Raw genomic sequence first — 17270 nt, 5'->3', positions numbered from 1 at the left:
GGCAAAAAAATGGCCCCTCAGTGAGGAGCCATCTTGTTACGCAGGCCGTCGGTTAATCGTCGAGGAAGCTGCGCAGCACTTCAGAGCGGCTTGGATGGCGCAGTTTACGCAGCGCCTTCGCTTCAATCTGACGGATACGCTCACGCGTCACGTCAAACTGCTTGCCCACTTCTTCCAGCGTGTGGTCGGTGTTCATATCGATACCGAAACGCATACGCAGCACTTTCGCTTCACGCGCGGTCAGGCCAGCCAGCACGTCGTGGGTAGCAGAACGCAGGCTCTCAGAGGTGGCAGAGTCCAGCGGCAGCTCCAGCGTGGTATCTTCGATAAAATCACCCAGATGTGAATCTTCATCATCACCAATTGGCGTCTCCATGGAGATCGGCTCTTTGGCAATTTTCAGCACCTTGCGGATTTTATCTTCCGGCATCAGCATGCGCTCAGCCAGCTCTTCTGGCGTTGGCTCGCGGCCCATCTCCTGCAGCATCTGGCGCGAAATACGGTTGAGCTTGTTGATTGTCTCAATCATATGCACCGGAATACGGATGGTACGCGCCTGGTCGGCGATCGAACGGGTGATCGCCTGACGGATCCACCAGGTAGCATAAGTTGAGAACTTATAACCACGGCGGTATTCAAACTTATCCACCGCTTTCATCAGGCCGATGTTACCTTCCTGAATCAGATCAAGGAACTGCAGACCGCGGTTGGTGTATTTCTTGGCGATAGAGATAACCAGACGTAAGTTTGCTTCAACCATCTCTTTCTTCGCACGGCGCGCTTTCGCTTCACCGATGGACATACGACGGTTGATATCCTTCACCTGCTCAATGGTCAGGCCGGTTTCCTGCTCAATCTGCTGCAGTTTCTGCAGGCCACGGTGCACATCGTCTGACACGTCGTTCAGCTTTTCTGACCACGGCTTATTCATTGCCAGCGCCGCTTTGAACCAGGTTTCGCTGGTTTCATTGCCGGTGAACAGGGTAATGAAGTTCTTCTTCGGCATTTTGCACAGTTCAACGCACAGCTTCATAATCAGGCGTTCCTGAGTACGTACGCGGTCCATCATCACGCGCATGCTGTTTACCAGGAAGTCGAACTGCTTCGGCACCAGGCGGAACTGCTTAAAGACGTCGGAGAGATTCTGGATCTCAGCGATGGCATCAGCGTGGCTGCGGCTCTTCGCTTTAATAACGGTACGGGTTTTTTCGTACTGTACGCGCAGATCGTTGAATTTTTCACGCGCCAGCTCCGGGTCGATGCTGTTGTCATCGTCCGCGCTGTCGTCATCTTCTTCGTCTTCTTCTTCGTTTTCGTCACGCTCGGCTTCAGACAGCTCGGAACCGACATGGGTCGCCGTCGGTGCGATGTCTTCCTGCGCATTGGGATCAACAAAACCGGTGATCAGGTCTGACAGGCGCGCTTCGCCCGCTTCAACGCGATCGTACTGCTCAAGCAGGTAGGTAATGGCTTCAGGATATTCAGCAACCGAGCACTGTACCTGGTTGATACCGTCTTCGATGCGCTTCGCGATGTCGATTTCGCCTTCGCGAGTCAACAGTTCAACGGTACCCATTTCACGCATGTACATGCGCACCGGGTCAGTAGTACGCCCGATTTCGGACTCTACGCTGGATAGCACCTGAGCAGCCGCTTCAGCAGCATCTTCGTCCGTATCGTTGTTGTTTTCATTCAGCATCAGATCATCGGCATCAGGCGCTTCTTCCACTACCTGGATGCCCATGTCGTTAATCATCTGGATGATGTCTTCAATCTGATCGGAGTCGACGATATCTTCCGGCAGATGGTCATTGACCTCGGCATAGGTCAGATAGCCTTGCTCCTTACCACGGGTGACAAGTAGCTTCAGCTGTGACTGCGGGTTTTGCTCCATAAGACGGTATCCACACTTCTGTTAAATTAGATTGGTGTCGGGTCGGCTAAGATGCCAACAATAACAGTGAGGGCGTTTAGATTATTGCCGCTGCCCGTCATGGCGGCTGTCAGGGGCTGCCTGACTAGAATTCGGCACTTAAGCCGCTTTTGTTCTGTCCGAAGCTATCTTGCTTGCCATTTTAGGATTGGGCAGTGCTCGAAATCCTCACGTACAACAGTACGCTGCGGTTTCTCCGCGCTGGCCGCACCTGAACTGACTGCGCCGATAACGCCTCTAAATTCTGTGTGACTTTGGGGCGAACCCTAAAATCTTCTGTGATGTAGGGGCTGACCCTCTTTTCCGGTCAGCCCGCAGCGCCTGGTTAAGCCTGCTGCGATTACTGTTTCTTCAGAGCCTGGCTTAGCGTCCAGAACTCGCGGCGCTCTTCTGCGCTCAGTACGTGCGTGCGGTCACGGGCAATCAGCTCTTCCAGCCGACGCTCCAGTGCGTCATCGTACATACTGCCCAGCGCATCCTTAAACATGGTGTCCACTTCGTCATCTACTATCATGTGGTTCCATGTTGCCAGGGTTTCAAGGCTCTGGCTAAATTTTGTGCCGCGGTATAACTCTAGTAGCTGTCCGGTCGTCAGGCCAGGTTGAGCAACGCAAGTGCTCACTAACTCAACGAACAGCGGAAAACCGGGTAAATCCGACTGCTCCAGCCCATCAAGCGAGGGCACCATCATCGCCAGCTGTGGGTTCTGGATCAGCAGCCCAATAAGTATACGCATGGTTGTGCGTTTTAGCTGGGGCTGCGCGGGCGGTTTCGCATTTTCCGCTTGCTTCGGCAGCAGCTTCTCCAACTGGCTATCGTCAAGGATCCCCAGCTTGTTGCCCAGCTCCTGACGCAGGTAGATGCGCAGCGTCTCGCCCGGCACCTGACTAATCAGCGGCAGGGCCAGGGTGCTGAGCTGCGCGCGGCCATCCGGCGAGCGCAAATCGACCTGCGGCATCAGCGTATCGAACAGAAACCCGGAGAGCGGCATTGCCTGCTCCATCCGCGCTTCAAACGCCTCTTTACCCTCTTTACGCACCAGCGTATCCGGGTCTTCGCCGTCAGGCAGGAACATAAAGCGTAGCTGACGACCGTCATTCATGTAAGGTAATGCGGTTTCCAGCGCACGCCAGGCTGCCTCGCGGCCTGCACGGTCACCGTCGTAACAGCAAATCACGGTGTTGGTGGCGCGGAACAGCAGCTGAATATGTTCAGCTGTGGTGGAGGTCCCCAGCGAGGCCACGGCGTAATCCACGCCAAACTGCGCCAGCGCCACCACGTCCATGTACCCTTCAACCACCAACAGCTTAGGCGGTTCAGGATAATTTTTTTGTGCTTCATACAGGCCGTACAGCTGGCGGCCTTTATGGAAAATATCGGTTTCCGGCGAGTTGAGATATTTCGGCATCCCGTCGCCGAGTACCCGGCCACCAAAGCCAATCACCCGCCCACGCTTATCGTGGATAGGAAACATCACGCGCTCACGGAAGCGATCGTAGCTGCGGCCCTGATCGTTGGTGACCAGCATACCGGCGTCGATCAGCGACTGGCGGTCATCAGGATTACGGCCAAAGCGTTTAAGCGCGTTGTCCCAGCCCGCAGGGGCGAAACCGATAGAAAAATGCTTAATGACCTCTTCGCTTAGCCCGCGCTGCGCCAGATATTCACGCGCGCCTGCCGACTGGCTTTGAGCCAGCGCCTGCTGATAGAAATCGCGCAGACCGGTCATTAACTGATAAAGACTTTGACGCTGGTGACGCTCAAGCTGGCTGGGACCGTTACCGCTTTCATACGGCACTTCCAGACCATACAGGGTCGCCAGTTCTTCGATGCTTTCGACAAATTCCAGACGATCGTAATTCATCAGGAAGTCGACGGCGTTGCCGTGTGCACCGCAGCCGAAACAGTGATAAAACTGTTTCTCGCCGTTTACCGTGAAGGAGGGGGTTTTCTCATTATGGAAAGGGCAGCACGCGTGATAGTTTTTACCCTGCTTTTTCAGCTTCACCCGGGCATCAATAAGATCCACGATGTCCGTGCGTGCGAGTAAGTCATTGATAAATACGCGTGGAATTCTTCCTGCCATAAGCCCCGGTTGATCAGCTCATAAACGACAACAAGCCGCGCATTCCTTTCGGAAGCACGGCCTGATAACTACTAACTGGTCTGTATAACGAGAGGGCGAACCCTCAGGCTACTAGTACAGACGAGTGCGGCGTGCGTTTTCGCGAGCCAGTTTCTTCGCGTGGCGTTTTACTGCAGACGCTTTAGCGCGCTTACGTTCGGTAGTAGGTTTTTCATAAAACTCACGACGACGAACTTCAGCCAGAACGCCTGCTTTCTCACAAGAACGCTTGAAGCGACGCAGTGCTACGTCGAATGGCTCGTTTTCACGTACTTTAATTACCGGCATGTAACTCTCACCTCGATAAATTCGGTTTTGCTGCTGACATCGGTGCCAGCTCATTTCAAAATGGTGCGGAATTTTACTCCAACACAGGCTGCGTTGTAAAGCACCATAGCTTAATGTAACCAACAGATGCGCCTGTGCGGCTGCCGGTTTTTTTCAGGGGGCTGATTATACACGAAACCAGCGTCCCTGGTGGGAAAAAAAACGCCTTATTGGTCAAGGCATAACCGTTGAGTCGCTAAAATTGCCGCCCGGCAAAGCGCCGTCATGCTACACTGCGCGCCGCAAGAATGAGGTGAAAAAGCCATGCGTGTTCTCGGAATTGAAACATCCTGCGATGAAACCGGTATTGCCATTTATGACGATGCGGCCGGTTTGCTCGCTAATCAACTTTATAGCCAGGTAAAGCTCCACGCCGACTACGGTGGTGTGGTCCCCGAACTGGCTTCGCGCGATCACGTGCGTAAAACGGTGCCGCTGATCCAGGCCGCGCTGAAAGAAGCCGGGCTGCAGGCGCAGGATATCGATGCGGTGGCCTACACTGCCGGCCCGGGCCTGGTCGGTGCGCTGCTGGTTGGCGCCACCATTGGTCGCTCGCTGGCGTTTGCCTGGGATGTTCCGGCGATTGCCGTGCACCATATGGAAGGGCACCTGCTGGCTCCGATGCTGGAAGATAACCCGCCCGAGTTTCCGTTTGTCGCGCTGCTGGTTTCCGGCGGCCATACGCAGCTGATCAGCGTCACGGGCATCGGGGAATACACCCTGCTGGGCGAATCCATAGATGATGCGGCAGGCGAAGCCTTTGATAAAACCGCCAAGCTGCTGGGGCTGGACTATCCCGGCGGCCCGATGCTGTCGAAAATGGCGCAGCAGGGGGTGGAAAAGCGCTTTGTCTTCCCGCGCCCGATGACCGATCGCCCGGGGCTGGATTTCAGCTTCTCCGGCCTGAAAACCTTCGCGGCAAATACCATTCGCGATAATGACAGCAGCGAACAGACTCGCGCTGACATCGCGCGCGCTTTTGAAGATGCCGTCGTCGATACGCTGGCAATTAAATGCCGCCGTGCACTCGACCAGAGTGGTTTTAAGCGCCTGGTGATTGCCGGGGGCGTCAGCGCTAACCGCACGCTGCGCAGTAAGCTGGCAGAGATGATGCAGAAGCGGGGCGGCGAAGTGTTTTATGCGCGCCCGGAATTTTGTACCGATAACGGCGCGATGATCGCCTATGCAGGGATGGTGCGGATGAAAGGTGGTGTGCATGCGGAGCTGAGCGTCACGGTGCGCCCGCGCTGGCCGCTGGCAGAGTTACCTGCTATTTAACTGCTCGCCTGTTGTGGGTCAGGCATGCCTGGCCCATCAGCACATTCAGCGCGTTTTTGTCGGGGTTCAGCAACCCGCTTACCGATGCGAATTCACCGTGATTTGGCAGGGGTGAGGCATGCCTCGCCCGTATCTTTACGGATCCTTTCTTTTCTTCTTCCAGATCTTGGTTTCCTGCCCGCGCCACAGGCGCTGAATATTGTCGTGATGACGCAGCAGGATCAGGCAGGAGAGCATGGCGACCGGGAAGGTAAACTGCGGTTTAAACCACCAGACGTAGAACGGCGCGATCAGCGCGCTGATAATCGCCCCCAGCGAAGAGTAGCCGCTTAGCAGCACCGTCAGCAGCCAGGTCCCGGTCATCAATCCCGTTAAATCCCAGCCGATAGGCGCGATAGCACCAAAGGCAGTGGCGACGCCTTTACCGCCTTTGAACTTAAAGAATACCGGGTAGATATGGCCAAGACAGGCCGCAATGGCGGTCAGACCGAGGTAGAGCGGGGTGACGCCGAAGTGATACGCCAGCCAGACCGGCAGCATGCCTTTAAGCACATCAAACACCAGCACCATGGCTGCCGCACCTTTACCGCCGATGCGCAATACGTTAGTGGTGCCGGGGTTGCGCGAACCGTGGTGGCGAGGGTCCGGTAATCCAAACAGCCGGCAAACCAGAATCGCGCTGGAGATGGAGCCACACAGATACGCGAAAATGATCATACCAAGCGCGAATACACTCATAACTCTATTCCGTCTTGTTGGGGTCGTCTTAAAGTCTGCATCCGTGGATAATACGCATAAACCGCCGGGGATGATATCCGGCAACCGTAAAAACAGAGAGCCGTATCATGGATATTGTATTTATAGATCACCTGTCCGTCATCACTACCATTGGCGTTTACGACTGGGAACAGACGATTCAGCAGAAGCTGGTGTTCGATGTCGAAATGGCGTGGGACAACCGCAAAGCCGCGGCCAGCGATGACGTCAATGACTGCCTGAGCTATGCCGACGTCTCACAGGCGATTATCGATCACGTTGCTAACGGCAAATTCGCGCTGGTTGAGCGCGTTGCGGAGGAGATTGCCACGCTGTTGCTGGCTCGATTCGCCTCGCCGTGGGTGCGGATTAAGGTCAGCAAACCGGGAGCCGTCGCTCAGGCGCGTGAGGTCGGGGTGATCATCGAACGCGGGACTAATCCGAAATAAACGCAATCTCATTGCCATGACAATGAAACCAAACCACATTATGGTCTGTCTTAAGGTTGCCCTAATTCAGTCCGGGCACAATTTGGCGGTAGCGCAAAGCGACCGCCTTTTTAATGGTTTTAACTTGGTTAGAGGTAGAATTTGATGGCAGATATTCATCAGCTATGGGTGGCAGCAATACTCGGCATTGTTGAAGGGTTGACGGAGTTCCTTCCTGTTTCCTCCACCGGGCACATGATCATTGTCGGTCATCTGTTAGGTTTTGAAGGCGAGAAAGCAGAGACTTTCGAAGTGGTTATCCAGCTTGGTTCAATTCTGGCCGTGGTGGTGATGTTCTGGCGCCGTCTGTTTGGCCTGATCGGTATTCACTTCGGCAAAGAGCCGCATGAAGGTACCGGTACCGGCAAACTGACGCTGATTCATATTCTGTTGGGTATGGTGCCGGCGGTAGTCATTGGTCTGCTGCTGCACGACCAGATCAAAACGCTGTTTAACCCGATTAACGTGATGTATGCGCTGGTGGTCGGTGGCGTGCTGCTGATCGCGGCGGAGCTGCTGAAGCCGAAGCAGCCAAAAGCGGTGGGCGTGGATGATATTACCTATCGCCAGGCATTCGTGATTGGCTGTTTCCAGTGTCTGGCGCTGTGGCCGGGCTTCTCACGTTCCGGTGCGACCATTTCCGGCGGGATGCTGATGGGCGTGAGCCGCTATGCGGCTTCTGAGTTCTCTTTCCTGCTGGCCGTGCCGATGATGATGGGCGCTACCGCGCTGGATCTCTATAAGAGCATGGGCTTCCTGACCCTGGCCGACTTCCCGATGTTCGCCGTCGGTTTTGTCACCGCCTTTATTGTCGCGCTGATCGCGATCAAGACCTTCCTGCACATCATCAAACGTATCTCGTTTATCCCGTTTGCTATCTACCGCTTTATTATCGCGGCAGCGGTTTACGCGGTGTTCGTTCTGTAAAACTACCCGTAGGGGCCGATCTTTTGTTTCGATCGGCCCTGGGGTCGTTTGTTTCGGTTGGCCCGTTACGATGTTATGACGACTTCCACTCTTCCAGCGCGGCCACTCGCCGCTGCGTTAGCTCTTCTCTGACTTCGCTGCCCTTGAATCCGGCCTCAACCACCTCTTTGGTCGACACGCTTTGTGCCACCCGCCAGGCGGTGCGCAGGTAGTCGCCCTGCGGATAAGGATTGCTTTCAAAACCGGTGCGCCCACGCGCATCGGCTTCGCTGGTGATAGCAATCTGCTCAACGCGCTGCGGCTTACGCCAGGCATCCACGCGGTCAAACAGGGCAATCAGCGTAGCGGCTGACTGATTCTGTACGGTGTGCACCAGATCGTGAAATTCGGTAACCAGCAGGGCAAGGTCGCGCACGGCATTCGGCACGCGCAGGCGCTCGCACAGCGCGGCAACCAGCGGCACGCCAGCCGGGCCGTGCCCGTGGTGGCTGGGCCACTTCTCCGGCGGCGTCAGGCCCTTGCCGACGTCGTGAAACAGCGTGGCGAAGCGAATATCCAGCTCCGGGCTGAGCTGGGCGGCCATCGCCAGCGTCATCAGCGCATGCACCCCGGTGTCAATCTCCGGGTGCCATTTGGCCGGGGCCGGCACGCCATACAGATTATCCAGCTCGGGGAACAGCACCGCCAGCGCACCGCAGTCGCGCAGTACCTGGAAATAGACCTGCGGGTTGCGGGTGAGCAGGGCGCTCTCCGTCTCTTTCCATACGCGCTCCGCCGTCAGATGCGCCAGCTCGCCGCTTGCCGCCATGGCGCGCATCAGCGCCATGGTTTCGTCAGCGACGCGGAAATTGAGGTGGGCAAAACGTGCCGCAAAGCGCGCCACGCGCAGTACGCGCAGCGGATCTTCGTTGAATGCGGCCGAAACATGGCGCAGCAGGCGCAGCTTAAGGTCTTCACGCCCGCGATAAGGGTCGTAAAAGTTGCCGTCAGCGTCCTGGGCAATGGCGTTGATGGTCAGATCGCGTCGGGCCAGATCCTCTTCCAGCGTGACGTCGGGCGCGGCATAGCAGACGAAGCCGGTATAACCGCTGCCGGACTTACGCTCGGTGCGCGCCAGCGCATACTCTTCGTGGCTGGAAGGGTGCAGAAATACCGGGAAATCGCGGCCAACCTGCTCGTAGCCAGCATCCAGCATCTGCTGGGGAGAGGCTCCCACCACCACCCAGTCTTTGTCTTTCAGCGGCAAATTCAGCAGTCCATCGCGCACGGCGCCGCCGACAAGGTATGTTTTCACTGCGGGTCTCCACAAAGCGGATAATCGGAATTAACCGATCATTAATCGGAACACTATAACATCCATGTTGCACAAATGATAAATCGCAGGCACGACAAAAAGGGCATCCGCAGATACCCTGATTTGTCATCGTTTGGATTAATTCATCCAGCGGTCGCTTTTCTTCCTGCGCGGGATCATATGCGGCAACAGCAGGCCAAGCAGCAGGCCGACACCGGCTACGCCGCCGCCGTACATAAACCACTGCATAATGATGGTGCGCTGTTTATCGTCAAGCTGTACGTTGGCGGCATCCACTTTCTTTTTCGCCACCACCAGCTGGTTTTTCAGCTGCTGATTCTCTTCTTTCAGGCTGTTGATCGCCCCATCGCTGCCGGCGACTTTTTTCTGCATCTCGGCGGTGCGTTCGTTCCAGCTACCGTCGATATTGGCCAGTTTGGCCGTCAGGTCTTTGACCTGCTGCTCCAGCTGCGGCACGCGCGAACGCAGGCTTGGCTGCTCGCTCAGCTGTGCCAGCGGGATCCAGGTGGTGCGCCCCTGGCTGTCGCGGATTTGCCCATATTTGCTATTGTCGTTTGACTGCAGCAGGGTGACTTCTTCGCCGGCGTTCAGGGTGCCGATCAGGCGATAATCATTGCCAGGACCGCTGCGGACCCAGGTGGAAAGCTCGTCGGAAATGTAGCGTTTTTCTTCAGCATGAACCGATGTTGCAACGCTAAAAGTGAGTAAAGTCAGTCCAATAAGGTGAGTTTTATTCATTCGAACTCTTATTCGTAAGTGCTGGAAAAAAGTAAAGGCACAGTCTGGAGCGGCCTCGCAGAAAGCTGAATGAGAACTATCCTGGTCTCAAAGAGCGTGAGAGCGGGCACGCGAAAGCGTAATAAAGCAGAGACAGCCCTGTCGCTTGTGCATTACTCTTCGGGTTAAGCTACCTGTCATAAAGCAGGCATAATCAGTTACCTTAACCGTTTACCGTGCCGTTAACGACGTAAATAAGACAATATGACCATCGAAATCGAATTAAAGTTCATCGCCGCGGCAGAAGCTGCATCAAAAATTGCCGATAAACTGGCGAACTGGCCTCACCAGCACAGCGCGGGGCAGAAGCTCACCAACATCTACTTTGAAACCGACGACAGCCAGCTGCGCCGCTGGGATATGGGCCTGCGCATTCGCGGCTTTGGCGACAGCTACGAGATGACGCTAAAAACCGCCGGGCAAACGGTGGGCGGGCTGCATCAGCGGCCGGAATACAATGTGGCCCTCGGCCAGCCTGAGCTCGATATCGCCCTGCTGCCTGCCGACGTCTGGCCTGCAGGCACCGACGTGGCCGCGCTGCAACAGCGCCTCAACGCGCTGTTCAGTACCCATTTCGTGCGCGAAAAGTGGGTGGTTACTTACCTGCAAAGCGAGATTGAAGTGGCTTACGACTGCGGGGAAGTCAGTGCCGGTGCGTTAAGCGAGCCGCTGAGAGAAATCGAGCTGGAGCTGAAAAGTGGCCAGCGTGACGATCTGCTGGCCTTTGCCGCCGAGCTGGCTACGCTGGAGGGCCTGCGTCTCGGCAGCCTGAGCAAAGCCGCACGCGGCTATGCGCTGGCGCAGGGCAATCCACCGCGCCCGCTGCGCCCGGTTCCGCTGCTGAAGGTCAAGCCGAAAGCAACGGTAGAAGAGGGGATGCGCAGCGGGTTCCTGCTCGCTCTCAGCCAGTGGCAGTATCACGAAGAGCTGTGGCTGCGCGGCGTTAGCGGCGCACTGCCGCAGATCAAGGATGCGCTGGAGACGCTGCGTCAGGTCTTCTCTCTTTACGGCGCGCTGGTTCCGCGCAAGGCCAGCAGCGATCTGCGCCAAAAACTAACCATGCTGGAAGAGGCGCTGCTGGAAGAGAATGTCAGCGCTGAAAAGCTCTGTTTCAGTCCGGTCTGGCTGGAGACCCAGTTAGCGCTTACTAACTGGATTGTCACCGAAGGCTGGCGTGCGTTTGTCGATCAAAAGGCGGATGCCAAGCTGCAGGGCTCATTTAAACGCTTCAGCGATATCATGCTCGGGCGCATTGCCGCCGACCTGAAAGAGACCTTCGCTCACGTCAACCATTCGGGCGAGTATCAGGACAAACTGACGCGCCTGCATCGTCAGCTGCTGGCCGTTCATCTGCTGGCCGGTGCCTATCAACCTGATGTGGTCAACAGCTGGCTGCAAAGCTGGCAGCAGCTGCAGCAGGCGATTGTCAGCCAGCAGGAAGTCTGGCTGGACAGTCATCGCCAGCAGGCGCTGAAACAGGCGGCGTTCTGGAAGAACGGCAGCGTGTAAAACCTTTGGCGTGCGGCTTTTTATAAGGGAGTGATTATGTTGCCATCGTTACTGACCGGGCAGATCGCACTGCTCGATCCCATTTTCAGCGGGGCCAGTGAACAGCAAAAGGCGGTTCTGGCATTTAGCGATTTTATCAGCGATAACCTGGCAAAATGCCCCGACTGGTGGCAGCAGATCCAGCAGCAGCCGCCGCAGCCGGATGAATGGCAACACTATCCGCAGTGGTTACAGACGCAGCTGGCCGCGGCGCAGGATGAAAATGCGCTGATGCGCGAGCTGCGCCTGTTCCGCCGCCATATGCTGACGCGTATCGCCTGGATGCAGACGCTGGCGACCAGCAGTACAGAGCAGAGCCTGCGCCAGCTGAGCGAGCTGGCGGAGACGCTGATAGTCGCTGCGCGCGACTGGCTGTGGCACGCCTGCTGCCGCGATTTCGGCACGCCGGTGAATGCCGCCGGGGAGCCGCAGCCGCTGCTGATCCTCGGTATGGGCAAGCTGGGCGGTGGCGAGCTTAATTTCTCCTCTGATATTGACCTTATCTTCACCTGGCCGGAAAACGGCACCACCCAGGGGGGCCGCCGCGAGCTGGATAATGCGCAGTTCTTCACCCGCCTTGGGCAGCGCCTGATTAAGGTGCTGGATCAGCCCACCGTGGATGGCTTTGTTTACCGTGTGGATATGCGCCTGCGCCCGTTTGGCGACAGCGGCCCGCTGGTGCTGAGCTTTGCCGCGCTGGAAGATTATTACCAGGAGCAGGGGCGCGACTGGGAACGCTACGCGATGGTGAAAGCGCGCCTGATGGGCGACAGCGACGACCGCTGGAGCGAAGAGCTGCGCCAGACGCTGCGCCCGTTTGTCTTTCGCCGCTACATTGATTTCAGCGTGATCCAGTCGCTGCGCAATATGAAAAGCATGATCGCGCGTGAAGTACGGCGGCGCGGGCTGACCGATAACATCAAGCTGGGCGCTGGCGGTATCCGCGAAACCGAATTTATCGTGCAGGTCTTCCAGCTGATACGCGGCGGTCGCGAACGATCGCTGCAAATGCGCTCCTTATTGCCGACGCTGCACGCGATTGGCGAGCTGCATCTGCTGCCGCAAGGGCAGGTTAGCCAGCTGCGCGATGCCTATCTGTTCCTGCGTCGCCTGGAGAATCTGTTGCAGAGCATCAACGACGAACAGACGCAGACGCTGCCGGTGGCTGAGTTGGACCGCGCCCGCCTTGCCTGGGCGATGGATTTCAGCGACTGGCAGGCATTGCATGACCAGCTTGATATCCATATGGCGCAGGTGCGCACCATCTTTAACGATCTGATCGGCGACGATAGCTCAGAGAGCGGCGACAGTCGCGACGCGGGTGAATACGGCGTGCTGTGGCAGGATCAGCTGGAAGAAGCCGAGCTGGCACCGCTGGTGCCGCATCTCGACAGCGCCGCCCGCCAGCTGCTGTGGCGCACCATCACCGAATTTCGCCTGGATGTGGATAAACGCACCATTGGTCCACGCGGCCGCCAGGCGCTGGATCAGCTGATGCCGCGCCTGCTGAGTGAAGTGGTGCCGCGCGATGATGCCCCGGTTACGCTCAGCCGCCTGACCCCGCTGCTGCTAGGCGTGGTCACCCGCTCGACCTATCTCGAACTGCTGACCGAATTCGACGGCGCGCTGAAACATCTGATCCGCCTGTGCGCCGCCTCACCGATGGTTGCCAGCCAGCTGGCGCGCCACCCGCTGCTGCTTGATGAGCTGCTCGACCCGGCCACGCTGTACCAGCCGACCGCCACCGATGCCTACCGCGACGAGCTGCGCCAGTATCTGCTGCGCATCCCGGAAGAGGACGAAGAGCAGCAGCTGGAGGCGCTACGCCAGTTTAAACAGGCGCAGCATCTGCGCATTGCCGCCGCCGATATCGCCAAAACCCTGCCGGTCATGAAGGTCAGCGACCATCTGACCTGGCTGGCCGAAGCGATGATCGAAGCGGTGGTACAGCAGGCATGGAATATGATGGTGCAGCGCTACGGTCGCCCGTCGCACCTGACCAGCGACAGCGAGCGGGGCTTTGCCGTGGTCGGCTATGGCAAGCTGGGCGGCTGGGAGCTGGGCTACAGTTCCGATCTCGATCTGGTATTCCTGCACGACTGCCCGGTGGATGCCGTGACGCTGGGTGAGCGCAGCATCGACGGGCGCCAGTTTTACCTGCGCCTGGCGCAGCGCGTGATGCATCTGTTCAGCACCCGCACCTCCTCCGGCATTTTGTATGAAGTCGATGCGCGCCTGCGCCCGTCCGGTGCGGCGGGGATGCTGGTCAGTACCTTCGATGCCTTCGATGATTATCAGCGCACTGAAGCCTGGACCTGGGAGCATCAGGCACTGGTGCGGGCGCGCATTGTGTTTGGTGACGGGGCGCTGAGTCAGCGCTTTGACCAGATCCGCCGTGGCATTCTTTCGCTGCCGCGCGAGCCTGACGCGCTGAAAACCGAAGTGCGGGAAATGCGCGAGAAGATGCGCGCGCACCTTGGGCACAAGCATAAAGGGCGCTGGGATCTGAAAGCGGATGAGGGCGGTATCACCGATATTGAATTCATTACGCAATACCTGGTCTTACGCTACGCTGCCCAGGATCCGACGCTGACGCGCTGGTCCGATAACGTACGCATCCTCGAACTGCTGGCAAATGGTGACAAGATGGCGCAGGCCGAGGCGCAAGCGCTGACCCAGGCCTACGTTTCGCTGCGCGATGCGCTGCACCATCTCGCTTTGCAGGAGCTGCCGGGGCACGTAGAGGAGAGCGCATTCAGCGCGGAAAAGGCCCAGGTCAATGCCAGCTGGCAGAAGTGGCTGGGAGCCTGAGTGGGTGTTCGGCGCGTGATGATGGTCAGCAGCAAGTTGTGCTATCATCGCGCGCATAATTTTTCCTGTTTAAACTGCAGTCTGGAGTGTCTGGAATGAAAATTACACTGCCCGATTTTTCGCGCGCGGGTGTTCTGGTGGTTGGCGATGTGATGCTGGATCGCTACTGGCACGGCCCAACCAGTCGCATCTCCCCAGAGGCCCCGGTGCCGGTGGTCAAAGTGGACCATGTGGAGGAGCGCCCGGGAGGCGCGGCCAACGTGGCGATGAATATCGCTTCTCTCGGTGCCGGTTCGCGTCTGGTGGGCCTGACCGGGATTGATGAAGCCGCGCAGGCGCTGAGCGCGACCCTGGCCGGGGTGAACGTGCGGTGTGATTTCGTGGCGGTGCCGACGCATCCAACCATCACCAAACTGCGCGTGCTGTCACGCAGCCAGCAGCTGATCCGCCTCGATTTTGAAGAGGGCTTTGACGGGGTTAATCCGGAGCCAATGCACGAGCGCATCCGTGAGGCGCTGCCGAAAATTGGTGCGCTGGTGCTGTCTGACTACGCCAAAGGCGCGCTGGCCAGCGTTGAAACCATGATCGCGCTGGCACGCGAAGCGGGCGTACCGGTGCTGGTCGACCCGAAAGGGACTGATTTCTCACGTTATCACGGTGCAACGCTGCTGACGCCAAACCTCTCCGAGTTCGAAGCGGTGGTGGGCAAATGTAAAAGCGAAGCGGATATCGTCGAGCGCGGTACGGCACTGATGCAGCAGCACGGCCTGTCGGCGCTGCTGGTCACGCGTTCCGAGCACGGTATGACGCTGCTGCAGCCGGGCAAAGAGCCGTTCCATATGCCAACCCAGGCGCAGGAAGTGTTCGACGTTACCGGTGCCGGTGATACGGTGATTGGCGTACTGGCGGCTGCGCTGGCGGCAGGCAATACGCTGGAAGAGAGCTGCTTCCTGGCGAATGCCGCGGCGGGCGTGGTGGTCGGTAAATTGGGGACCTCGACGGTTTCCCCGGTTGAGCTGGAGAACGCCATTCATGCGCGCCCTGAATCCGGCTTTGGCGTGATGGATGAAGCACAGCTGATCGCTGAAGTCGCCAAGGCGCGCCAGCGCGGCGAGAAAGTGGTGATGACCAACGGCGTGTTCGACATTCTGCACGCGGGCCACGTCTCCTATCTTGCTAATGCGCGTAAGCTGGGGGATCGCCTGATTGTGGCGGTCAACAGCGATGCTTCAACCCGTCGCCTGAAGGGCGAAACGCGCCCCGTAAACCCGCTGGTCAATCGTATGATCGTGCTGGGTGCGCTGGAAGCCGTGGACTGGGTCATCGGTTTTGAAGAGGACACGCCACAGCGGGTGATTGCTGAGGTGCTGCCGGACCTGCTGGTGAAAGGCGGAGACTATAAGCCGGAAGATATCGCGGGCAGTAAAGAAGTGTGGGCTAACGGCGGTGACGTGCGGGTGCTGAACTTCGAAGACGGTATTTCAACCAGTAATATCATCAAGACAATTATTTCAGGCACCGGTAAAAGCTGATGGCTGTCGGCTGCCCTTGCGGGCAGCCGCTTAACTCACTCAGTTTGGCGCTTTCGGCTCGCTGGTGGCCGCTGTTGCAGAGGTCGCTGGTGTTGCAGAAACCGCTGGCGTTGCAGCTGTAGCAGGCTGTGCCACTTTCGCTTCCAGCTCGGCCAGGCGTTGTTCCAGCGCGGCCAGTTTCTCACGCGTGCGCAGCAGCACCTGAGTCTGCACATCAAACTCTTCGCGATTCACCACGTCCAGACGGGTTAACTGCGCCTGTAATGTCTGGCGAATTTTCTTCTCCACATCATCACCCAGCTCGCGGATCCCTTTCGGCATGGAGTCATGGACCTGACGGGCCAGTTGTTCAATTTTTTTTGCGTCGATCATAGCGGCTTCCTGGTAGCAGCGGGTTTTACCTTAGTGTAATCCCTGACGCTAAAAGGTTAAACCTGAAATGAATAAACAGGAAATGCCTTAGTCATCTGCTGACAATCTATTTGATGTTTTTGTTCGTTGCTCTGCTACTTTTTCAGCGTTATGATGTTTTTGCTTATTCTCAGGGCGGGGCGAAATTCCCCACCGGCGGTAAATCAGCTGACGCTGAAAGCCCGCGAGCGCTTCAGGAGCAATTCTGAAGGACAGCAGACCCGGTGTGATTCCGGGGCCGACGGTTAGAGTCCGGATGGGAGAGAGTAACGAATCTTGTCGGGCTTTTGCCTGCCTCGCGTTATTTTTTGTCACTGCATGACACTCCTAAGCACGCCCTGGTTCTGGTAACCCATAAATTAATTAAGGTTTTTTTACCATGAATCAGTCGCTACTTTCTGAATTTGGCACGCCTGAACAGCGTGTAACCCGTGCTATCGAAGCGCTGCGCGCTGGCCGCGGTGTGATGGTTTTAGACGATGAAGATCGTGAGAACGAAGGCGATATGATCTTCGCCGCGGAAACCATGACCGTTGAGCAGATGGCGCTGACCATCCGTCACGGCAGCGGTATTGTTTGCCTGTGTCTGACCGAACAGCGTCTGCAGGAGCTTGAGCTGCCGATGATGGTGCAGGACAACACCAGCGCTTACGGTACGGGTTTTACCGTGACTATCGAAGCCGCCAAAGGCGTCACCACCGGCGTTTCAGCTACTGACCGCCTGACTACCATCCGCACCGCGATTGCCGATGATACTAAGCCGAGCGATCTGAATCGCCCTGGCCATGTATTCCCGCTGCGCGGCCGTGCTGGCGGCGTGCTGACCCGTGGCGGCCACACCGAAGCGACCATTGACCTGGTGACGCTGGCCGGCTTTAAGCCTGCGGGCGTGCTGTGTGAGCTGACTAACGACGATGGCTCAATGGCGCATGCCCCTGAAGCTATCGTGTTTGCTAAGCAGCACGACATGCCGGTTGTGACCATCGAAGACCTGGTGGCTTACCGCCGCAGTCACGAGACGCGTCAGGCCAGTTAAGCCCTT

Annotated in this window: 14 protein-coding genes and 1 riboswitch; of the genes, 7 read left to right on the top strand and 7 right to left on the bottom strand. The window is 57.5% G+C overall.

Annotated features, from left to right (window positions below; translation table 11 throughout):
- Window positions 1-52 precede the first annotated feature (52 nt).
- From rpoD to rpsU, 3 genes are all read right to left on the bottom strand, one after another.
- On the bottom strand, window positions 53-1894 hold the full coding sequence (gene rpoD, locus ACLI4M_RS06365; protein WP_133622695.1) for an RNA polymerase sigma factor RpoD: 1842 nt from the start codon (window positions 1892-1894) through the stop codon (window positions 53-55).
- A 379-nt stretch (window positions 1895-2273) separates the two neighbouring features.
- Window positions 2274-4019, bottom strand: a complete 1746-nt coding sequence (gene dnaG / locus ACLI4M_RS06360; protein ID WP_133622696.1) for a DNA primase — start codon at window positions 4017-4019, stop codon at window positions 2274-2276.
- Between the two features lie 111 nt (window positions 4020-4130).
- On the bottom strand, window positions 4131-4346 hold the full coding sequence (rpsU, locus tag ACLI4M_RS06355; protein WP_001144069.1) for a 30S ribosomal protein S21: 216 nt from the start codon (window positions 4344-4346) through the stop codon (window positions 4131-4133).
- Between the two features lie 303 nt (window positions 4347-4649).
- Between rpsU and tsaD the strand changes: the two genes are divergently transcribed.
- Window positions 4650-5663 carry a tRNA (adenosine(37)-N6)-threonylcarbamoyltransferase complex transferase subunit TsaD gene (tsaD, locus tag ACLI4M_RS06350; protein ID WP_048914567.1) on the top strand — a complete coding sequence of 338 codons (1014 nt, stop codon included), beginning with the start codon at window positions 4650-4652 and terminating at the stop codon, window positions 5661-5663.
- 135 nt (window positions 5664-5798) lie between these two features.
- Here the strand turns inward: tsaD and plsY are convergent, their stop codons facing one another.
- On the bottom strand, window positions 5799-6401 hold the full coding sequence (gene plsY / locus ACLI4M_RS06345; protein ID WP_048914568.1) for a glycerol-3-phosphate 1-O-acyltransferase PlsY: 603 nt from the start codon (window positions 6399-6401) through the stop codon (window positions 5799-5801).
- A 107-nt stretch (window positions 6402-6508) separates the two neighbouring features.
- Here plsY and folB point away from each other — a divergent pair, with 107 nt between their 5' ends.
- Together folB and bacA are read left to right on the top strand one after the other, a co-directional pair.
- The gene (folB, locus tag ACLI4M_RS06340) at window positions 6509-6868 is read left to right on the top strand and encodes a bifunctional dihydroneopterin aldolase/7,8-dihydroneopterin epimerase (RefSeq protein WP_048914569.1); all 360 of its coding nucleotides are present in this window, start codon (window positions 6509-6511) and stop codon (window positions 6866-6868) included.
- A 144-nt stretch (window positions 6869-7012) separates the two neighbouring features.
- The gene (gene bacA, locus ACLI4M_RS06335) at window positions 7013-7834 is read left to right on the top strand and encodes an undecaprenyl-diphosphate phosphatase (RefSeq protein WP_133622697.1); all 822 of its coding nucleotides are present in this window, start codon (window positions 7013-7015) and stop codon (window positions 7832-7834) included.
- Between the two features lie 73 nt (window positions 7835-7907).
- Here the strand turns inward: bacA and ACLI4M_RS06330 are convergent, their stop codons facing one another.
- Complete coding sequence (locus ACLI4M_RS06330; RefSeq protein WP_133622698.1) at window positions 7908-9128, bottom strand: multifunctional CCA addition/repair protein; 1221 nt, start codon at window positions 9126-9128, stop codon at window positions 7908-7910.
- Between the two features lie 138 nt (window positions 9129-9266).
- A complete protein-coding gene (locus ACLI4M_RS06325) occupies window positions 9267-9887 on the bottom strand; it encodes a TIGR04211 family SH3 domain-containing protein (RefSeq protein WP_048914572.1) in 621 nt (206 codons plus the stop codon).
- Window positions 9888-10130: 243 nt separating this feature from the next.
- On the opposite strand from ACLI4M_RS06325, the gene ACLI4M_RS06320 reads away from it, so the two are divergent.
- The 3 genes from ACLI4M_RS06320 to hldE all read left to right on the top strand — a co-directional run bounded on the left by ACLI4M_RS06320 (window position 10131) and on the right by hldE (window position 15817).
- A complete protein-coding gene (locus tag ACLI4M_RS06320; protein WP_133622699.1) occupies window positions 10131-11435 on the top strand; it encodes an inorganic triphosphatase in 1305 nt (434 codons plus the stop codon).
- Between the two features lie 36 nt (window positions 11436-11471).
- Window positions 11472-14285, top strand: coding sequence for a bifunctional [glutamate--ammonia ligase]-adenylyl-L-tyrosine phosphorylase/[glutamate--ammonia-ligase] adenylyltransferase (gene glnE / locus ACLI4M_RS06315; protein ID WP_133622700.1), 2814 nt, complete (start codon window positions 11472-11474; stop codon window positions 14283-14285).
- 95 nt (window positions 14286-14380) lie between these two features.
- The gene (gene hldE / locus ACLI4M_RS06310; protein ID WP_048914575.1) at window positions 14381-15817 is read left to right on the top strand and encodes a bifunctional D-glycero-beta-D-manno-heptose-7-phosphate kinase/D-glycero-beta-D-manno-heptose 1-phosphate adenylyltransferase HldE; all 1437 of its coding nucleotides are present in this window, start codon (window positions 14381-14383) and stop codon (window positions 15815-15817) included.
- 39 nt (window positions 15818-15856) lie between these two features.
- Here hldE and ubiK read toward each other — a convergent pair whose 3' ends face one another.
- Window positions 15857-16189: a ubiquinone biosynthesis accessory factor UbiK gene (gene ubiK, locus ACLI4M_RS06305; RefSeq protein WP_133622701.1), complete on the bottom strand. Its 333-nt coding sequence runs from the start codon at window positions 16187-16189 to the stop codon at window positions 15857-15859.
- 161 nt (window positions 16190-16350) lie between these two features.
- A riboswitch (FMN riboswitch) is annotated at window positions 16351-16500 on the top strand.
- Between the two features lie 107 nt (window positions 16501-16607).
- On the opposite strand from ubiK, the gene ribB reads away from it, so the two are divergent.
- Entirely contained in the window at window positions 16608-17264 is a 657-nt protein-coding gene (gene ribB / locus ACLI4M_RS06300; protein WP_048914577.1) for a 3,4-dihydroxy-2-butanone-4-phosphate synthase, read from the top strand.
- Window positions 17265-17270 lie beyond the last annotated feature (6 nt).

Source organism: Erwinia sp. LJJL01 (assembly GCF_047300805.2).
GTDB lineage: Bacteria > Pseudomonadota > Gammaproteobacteria > Enterobacterales > Enterobacteriaceae > Erwinia > Erwinia aphidicola.
Note: the sequence above shows the minus strand (reverse complement) of the source record. Positions and strands in the feature narration are given on the sequence as shown.